Origin of the sequence: Micromonospora sp. Mcm103, assembly GCF_024519755.1 — a bacterium.
GTDB lineage: Bacteria > Actinomycetota > Actinomycetes > Mycobacteriales > Micromonosporaceae > Micromonospora > Micromonospora aurantiaca.
In genome coordinates this window covers 1-6,092 of the sequence record NZ_JALJRJ010000044.1, presented here as the reverse complement: position 1 = coordinate 6,092, position 6,092 = coordinate 1, and the positions used below count along the sequence as shown (strand labels likewise).

Sequence of the window (6,092 nt, the reverse complement as noted above, 5' to 3'; positions counted from 1 at the left end):
ACCCCTGCAACCTCCAACTGCTCTACCAGGGCCGCTCCCCCAACTCCGGCGGCGATTACGGCCTCCTGCCCTACCGACCCGGACTGCTCACCCTCCAGCGCTGAGCGCGTACCCCGAGATCTGGAGAGCCCGGCCCGCGACCACGCGGGCCGGGCTCTCCGGCGTCTCGCCCGGCGGCGATTGTTGCCCTGGAGGCAACGACGGTGGCCCGGTCCGTCGTTGATCGGAACCGCGCCGCCCGGGAGGGTGGAGGTTGTCACCACCTCCCGGACGAAGGGTTGAGCAGATGTCCTTCCAGGCATACCTCGACGCGATCGAGGACAAGACCGGCAAGACCCCGCGCACGCTCGTCGACCAGGCCAGGGAGCGCGGCTACGACGCCGCCGACGTGAAGGCCGCCGTGATCGTGGGCTGGCTCAAGGACGAGTACGGACTCGGCCGGGGACACGCGATGGCTCTGGTCCACGTGATCAGGAACGGGCCGAAGATCAGCGCCAAGCACGTCGGGTCCACCGGATCCCACCGCGACGACAGCGACACGCTGTGGCTGGACGGCAGGGCCGCCCGAGCCTCCGCGTAGCGGGGCGTGGACAGCGACGCCTATCGTTCGCCCCATGGGAGCGATCAAGCCGTGGCACCTGTTCGTCCTGACGCTCTGCTGCCTGCTGCCGCTCATCGCGGCGGTGGCGGCGGTGGTGTGGACACGGCGGGGTCGCCGCTGACCCGTCACCGGCCGGCGGCGAACTCCTCCACCGCGGTGCAGACCCGCCCGAGCGCCTCGGCCGAGGCCGCCAACGGCCCGGGCACCAGCATCGAGTGGTCGGCGTCGGCGACCTCCACCACGTACGGCGTGAGCCGGCGCGCCACCGCACCGTCCCAGACCTGATCGCCGGTGCCGCCGGCCAGCAGGAACGGCGCGGTGGCCCGGCCCAGTGGCTCCCGCACGGCGGGGTCGGTCAGCAGCGGCGTCAGCCAGACCGCCGGGATGCCCCGGTCGGCGGCGAGCGGCGCGGCGAAACTGCCGAGCGACTTGCCCACGAGCAGGTCCACCCCGGCGTCGAGGACCGGATCCAGCTGCTCGGCGACCCACTCCGGCGCGCTGTCGAGGCGCAACTCGCCCAGCGACCGCCAGGTCACCTCGTGCACCTCGAAACCGAGCCGGCGCAACGCCTCCCCGATGTAGACGAAGAGCGGTCCCCGGGTGTCGTAGCCCCGACCCGGAGCGAGTACCGCGCGCCGATCCGCCATGATCGCCTCCCTAGCGTCCGATCGATGCGTCACGCTAACCGCCGCACGGGCTTCCGGTGGCCCCCGGTCTCACAACCGTTCCGGGGTACGGATGCCGAGCAGGTCCAGGCCCTGCCGCAGCACCCGCCCGGTCAGCTCGCACAACACGAGCCGGCTGTCCCGCAGCGGACCCTCGGCCCGCAGCACCGGGCAGCGTTCGTAGAACGCGCTGAACGCGACCGCCAGCCGGTGCAGGTACGCGGTCAGCCGGTGGAACTCCAGGGTGCCCGCCACCTCCTCGACCACCGCGGCGAAGCCGACCAGCTCGATGGCGAGCGCCCGCTCGGCCGGCTCGGCGAGCGAGACCTCCGCGTCCGGCCGCGCCGCCGCGCCGGCCCGCCGGAAGATCGACCGGACCCGGGAGTACGCGTACTGGAGGTACGGCGCGGTGTTCCCGTCCAGCGACAGCATCCGTTCCCAGTCCAGCACGTAGTCCTTGTGCCGGTCGCCGGACAGGTCGGCGTACTTGATCGCGCCGATGCCCACCGCGCGCCCCACAGCGGCGGCCTCCGCCTCGCCCAGCTCCGGATTGCGTTCCCGGGCCAGCGCGGTGGCCCGCTCCACCGCCTCGGTGAGCAGCCCGACCAGCTTCACCGACCCGCCGGCCCGGCTGCGCAGCATCCGCCCGTCCGGGCCGAGGATCGAGCCGAACCCGACGTGCTCGGCCCGTGCCGGCGCGGCCAGCCAGCCGGCCTGCGCGCCGACCGCGAACACCATCTCGAAGTGCCGCCGCTGCGGCAGCCCGACCACGTAGAGCAGCCTTGTCGCGCCGAGCGTGCCGGTCCGGTGCCGCAGCGCGGCCAGGTCGGTGGCCGGGTAGCCGTACCCGCCGTCGGACTTGCGCACGATCAGCGGCAACGGCTCGCCGTCACGGCCCACCGAACCGGGCGGGAACACGCAGTCCGCGCCGTCGCTGCGCCGCAGCAGCCCGAGCCGGTCCAGCTCGTCGACGGTCGGGGCGAGCTGGTCGTGGTAGCTGCTCTCGCCCCGGAAGTCGTCGCCGGTCAGGGTCACGTCGAGCAGGTCGTACACGGTCAGGAAGTAGCTCTCGGACTGCGTCACCAGCAGTCGCCACAGCCGCAGCGTCGCCGGGTCGCCGCCCTGCAACGCCACCACCCGCTGCCGCGACCGTTCCCGGAACGCCTCGTCGTCGTCGAACTTCGCCCGCGCCGCCTTGTAGAACCCGTCCAGGTCACCCATCGACAGCTCCTGGGCCGCCCCGGCCTCGCCCAGGTCGAGCAGGTGCTCGATCAGCATGCCGAACGGTGTGCCCCAGTCGCCGAGGTGGTTGGCGCGCAGCACCCGGTGCCCGAGCCACTCCAGCGTCCGCGCCGCCGCGTCCCCGATCACCGTCGACCGCAGGTGCCCGACGTGCATCTCCTTCGCCACGTTCGGCGCCGAGTAGTCGACCACCACCGTCTCCGGCTCGGCCACCACGGGCACGCCGAGCCGCGGGTCGGCGGCCAGCGCGGAGACCATTCCGCCGAGCGCGTGCCCGGCCACCGTGAGGTTCAGGAAACCCGGACCGGACACCTCGACCGCCGCGCAGACGTCGGCCAGCGCCGCGCGCTCCCGTACCTCCGCGGCGATCTCCCGCGGCGGCCGGCCGAGCCGCCGGGCCAGGCCCAACGCCGCGTCGGACTGGAAGTCCGCGTGCTGCGAGCGCCGCACGGCCGGGTCCACCGGCACGCCGGCGACCGCCGCGAACGCCGGCGCCAGCCGGTCGGTGAGCAACCTTTCAAGATCCATGAGTACGCCGATCTCGCTGTGGATCCGCCGCGCGGATCACCTGACGGGAACGCGACGGCGGAGCGAGGGCGATCGATGACGACCGGCGGCTCGATCCGCCGGTCGCAGGAGGGGAAGGCTCAGCGCAGGCGGTCGCGGGACCGCCGGCGTCGCAGCGCGCCGAGCCGGACGTCGGAGGACGTCATCGGGTACGCGTGCGAGCTGGCCATGCCGGCAGCGTAACCGGCCGGTCCGGGGTCGGCGCAAGCGCGTACCCCGGACCGGCTCGTCGTCACGCCGACGTGGCGACGGCCTTGCGGTAGCGCTCGGCCCGGCGCCGCACCTGGGTGTACGCGCTGCTCAGGCCCATCGCCCGGCGGACCTCGACGAGCGTGCGGCGCACCTGCTCGCGGGTCCGTTCGGTGCCGGTGACGATCAGCTCGTCGACCAGGCCGGGCTGCGCCTCGAAGCGGGCCCGGCGCTCCCGGATCGGGTCCAGGAACCGGTTGAGCGCGGTCGCCAGCGCCTCCTTGACCTCGACGTCACCGACTCGGCCGGCCCGGTAGCGGGCCTTGAAGTCCGCCACCTGCGCCCGGTCCGGGTTGAAGATGTCGTGGTACTCGAAGACCGGGTTCCCCTCGACCGTGCCGGGCACGTCGGCGCGGACCCGGTTCGGGTCGGTGTACATCCCCATCACCTTGCGGCGCACCGTCGCTGCGTCGTCGGAGAGCGCGATCGCGTTCCCCTTGCTCTTGCTCATCTTCCCGGCGCCGTCGGTTCCGACCAGCGTGGGCGTCTCCGACATGATCATGTCGGGTACCGGGAAGACCTCGCCGTAGAGGTGGTTGAACCGCCGGGCGATCTCCCGCGTCACCTCGACGTGCGCGGCGTTGTCCTTCCCGACCGGCACGACCTGCCCCTTCACGCAGAGGATGTCGGCGGCCTGGAGGACGGGGTAGCCGAGCAGGCCGTACGGCATCTCGTCCTTGCCGGCGTCCCGGGTCATCTCCTTGAGCGACGGCACCCGTTCCAGCCGGGGCACCGTGATCAGGTTCTGGAACAGCGTGTTCAGGTCGCCGACCTCGGGGATCGCCGACTGGAGGTAGAACGTGGCCCGTTCCGGCTCCACCCCTGCGGCCAGGATGTCGGTGACCATCTCGCGGGCGTTGTGCGCCACCTGCTCGATGTCCGCGCGGCTGTTGCGCGTGGTGAGCATGTGCAGGTCCGCGATGATGAAGAAGCTCTCGTAGCGCTGGTGCAGCCGCACCCGGTTGGCGATGCTGCCCACGTAGTGGCCGAGGTGCAGCCGCCCGGTCGGGCGGTCGCCGGTGAGCATGCGTGCAGAGGACATGGTCGTACGCCTTTCGTGCCGTTCGATGGCGGGGAGACGCGACCCGGGTGTCACCCGGGTCGGTGGAGCGGGCTCGTCAGAACGAGCGCCGCCATCGCCCGCCGGCGCGGAAACGGAGTCCGCCGGCACGGAGTACGTCGAGGATCTGCTCCCGGCCGTCGACAGCGTGGCCCGGGAGACCGCTACGGGTCTCCGGGAGGCAGCTGCGCGGCCGGACCATGACTGACACGGTAACCGCTCACCGGCCTGTGCCGCTGCCTCCTGCCGCGCTTACTGCTGTCGATAGCTCTCCGTGTAGTAGCTGCCGACCCGCTCCCGGTACTCCGGGTGCGCGAAGTGGTCCGCGTCGAACGCCGGCGACTCCTTCACCTGCTCGCGGGTGCGGTCCACGTGCACGACGCGCTCCAGGTGGTCGACCTGCGCCACCGTGCCGGCCGGCAGCAGCACCTTCTTCCCGAAGATCCACGGACCGGTGTCCACCACCAGGTACCGCGCGTCCGCGTCCTCGCTCGCCTCGTCGATGGAGCCGATCCGGCCGTCCGTCGCCTCCACCCGGTAGCCGGTGAGGTCGATCGGCGTACCCGGGCCGGGGGCGTCCGGGCCGTCGTCCGCCTCGCCGGCGCGCTGTTCCGGCACGTCTCCGGGCCGGGTCTGGTCGTACCCACCGGCCAGGGCGGACGGATCCCGCCAGGTCCACGGGTTGAACGGCTGCATCGGTGGCACCTCCGTCGAATCGGCTCGACGGAATCAGTGCCCCAGCGGCGGGAACGGAAACGCCTGCCGCGCCGACCGCGGGCCTGACCTGGGCGGACGGCGCGCTGGCATACTGGCCGACCATGGTCCTGTCACGTGGTTGGTCACTGTTCCTGGTCGCCGTCGGCGTCTGGACGTGGGCGATCTGGCCGAGGTTCGCGGTCGCCATCTGGAACGACGAGCGCGCCTGGTCGGCCGGCGTCGTCGGCGAGGGCAGCCCGACCGGATTCCTCTGGGTGCACGCCCTGCTGATCGCCGCGTCCCTGGCCATCGGCACGACTGTGGGAGTCCTGGGCATCAGAGCTTGGCGTGCCTCCCGCCGCCCTTCCAGCCCGCCCCCGCCCTCGCTCTCACCCCCGCCCCCTCCGTCTCCCCGGTGATCAAGGAGTTGGTGTCCGCAGACGGCTCGAATCGGGACGTCAACTCCTTGATCGACCAGAGCGGGACGGGTGTGACGCGCGCCGCTACCCCCCGATTTGACGATCAAACCTGAGGACGCGTAACTTTCTCTCTGCCAGCGCGGAACGGGGCAAACGGGACGAAAGCCCGGGAGTGCCGAACAGTGCTGGTACCGGGTCCGACCGAGACTGAGGTCTTGTGAGGACGCGGTCCGGGCGGGGCCCGCCGAAACGCCGCAGGGCGGATTTGGCGGAGCGGAACCGACCGGGTAAGGTTGTCGACCGGCAGGGAAACGGACGAGCTAGCGGGAAACCGCGGGCGGCCGGCCTGCCAAATCCGATGATCATCGCAGCGGGTGACTGCTGCGCGTGCTCAGCGGCGCCGACCCGTACGAAGCATGACAGACCGGGACACACGGTTTGACACGGCAGAGACGGTGAGGTAACGTAGTAAAAGTGCCCGGCGCGCGAGCGGCGGGCGAGCGAACGAAATACCCCGGTCGGGGTTCCACGGTGTGGGGCTTCTGGTTGGTGTGTGGTTGTTCTTTGAGAACTCAACAGGGTGCTTGTAAAGC

General features: G+C 71.8%; 6 protein-coding genes. 2 read left to right on the top strand and 4 right to left on the bottom strand.

Translation table 11 applies throughout. The features are described 5' to 3' along the window. The first annotated feature begins 286 nt into the window (after positions 1-286). On the top strand, positions 287-580 hold the full coding sequence (locus tag OC439_RS30060) for a DUF4287 domain-containing protein (protein WP_135242464.1): 294 nt from the start codon (positions 287-289) through the stop codon (positions 578-580). Between the two features lie 146 nt (positions 581-726). Here the strand turns inward: OC439_RS30060 and OC439_RS30055 are convergent, their stop codons facing one another. From OC439_RS30055 to OC439_RS30040, 4 genes are all read right to left on the bottom strand, one after another. Continuing rightward, positions 727-1,248: an alpha/beta hydrolase gene (locus tag OC439_RS30055; RefSeq protein ID WP_262016367.1), complete on the bottom strand. Its 522-nt coding sequence runs from the start codon at positions 1,246-1,248 to the stop codon at positions 727-729. Positions 1,249-1,317: 69 nt separating this feature from the next. Further along, positions 1,318-3,036, bottom strand: a complete 1,719-nt coding sequence (gene argS / locus OC439_RS30050) for an arginine--tRNA ligase (RefSeq protein ID WP_262016366.1) — start codon at positions 3,034-3,036, stop codon at positions 1,318-1,320. A gap of 271 nt (positions 3,037-3,307) precedes the next feature. Continuing rightward, entirely contained in the window at positions 3,308-4,366 is a 1,059-nt protein-coding gene (trpS, locus tag OC439_RS30045; RefSeq protein WP_262016365.1) for a tryptophan--tRNA ligase, read from the bottom strand. A 270-nt stretch (positions 4,367-4,636) separates the two neighbouring features. After that, positions 4,637-5,080, bottom strand: coding sequence for a PRC-barrel domain-containing protein (locus tag OC439_RS30040; protein ID WP_262016364.1), 444 nt, complete (start codon positions 5,078-5,080; stop codon positions 4,637-4,639). A gap of 122 nt (positions 5,081-5,202) precedes the next feature. Between OC439_RS30040 and OC439_RS30035 the strand changes: the two genes are divergently transcribed. Further along, the gene (locus OC439_RS30035; protein ID WP_262016363.1) at positions 5,203-5,499 is read left to right on the top strand and encodes an SCO4848 family membrane protein; all 297 of its coding nucleotides are present in this window, start codon (positions 5,203-5,205) and stop codon (positions 5,497-5,499) included. Positions 5,500-6,092: the final 593 nt, after the last annotated feature.

What these genes read in the sequence shown, in the direction of transcription:
- OC439_RS30060 (WP_135242464.1), top strand. Translation starts at nt 287, where the DNA reads ATGTCCTTCCAGGCATACCTCGACGCGATCGAGGACAAGACCGGCAAG.
- OC439_RS30055 (WP_262016367.1), bottom strand. Translation starts at nt 1,248, where the DNA reads ATGGCGGATCGGCGCGCGGTACTCGCTCCGGGTCGGGGCTACGACACC.
- argS (WP_262016366.1), bottom strand. Translation starts at nt 3,036, where the DNA reads ATGGATCTTGAAAGGTTGCTCACCGACCGGCTGGCGCCGGCGTTCGCG.
- trpS (WP_262016365.1), bottom strand. Translation starts at nt 4,366, where the DNA reads ATGTCCTCTGCACGCATGCTCACCGGCGACCGCCCGACCGGGCGGCTG.
- OC439_RS30040 (WP_262016364.1), bottom strand. Translation starts at nt 5,080, where the DNA reads ATGCAGCCGTTCAACCCGTGGACCTGGCGGGATCCGTCCGCCCTGGCC.
- OC439_RS30035 (WP_262016363.1), top strand. Translation starts at nt 5,203, where the DNA reads ATGGTCCTGTCACGTGGTTGGTCACTGTTCCTGGTCGCCGTCGGCGTC.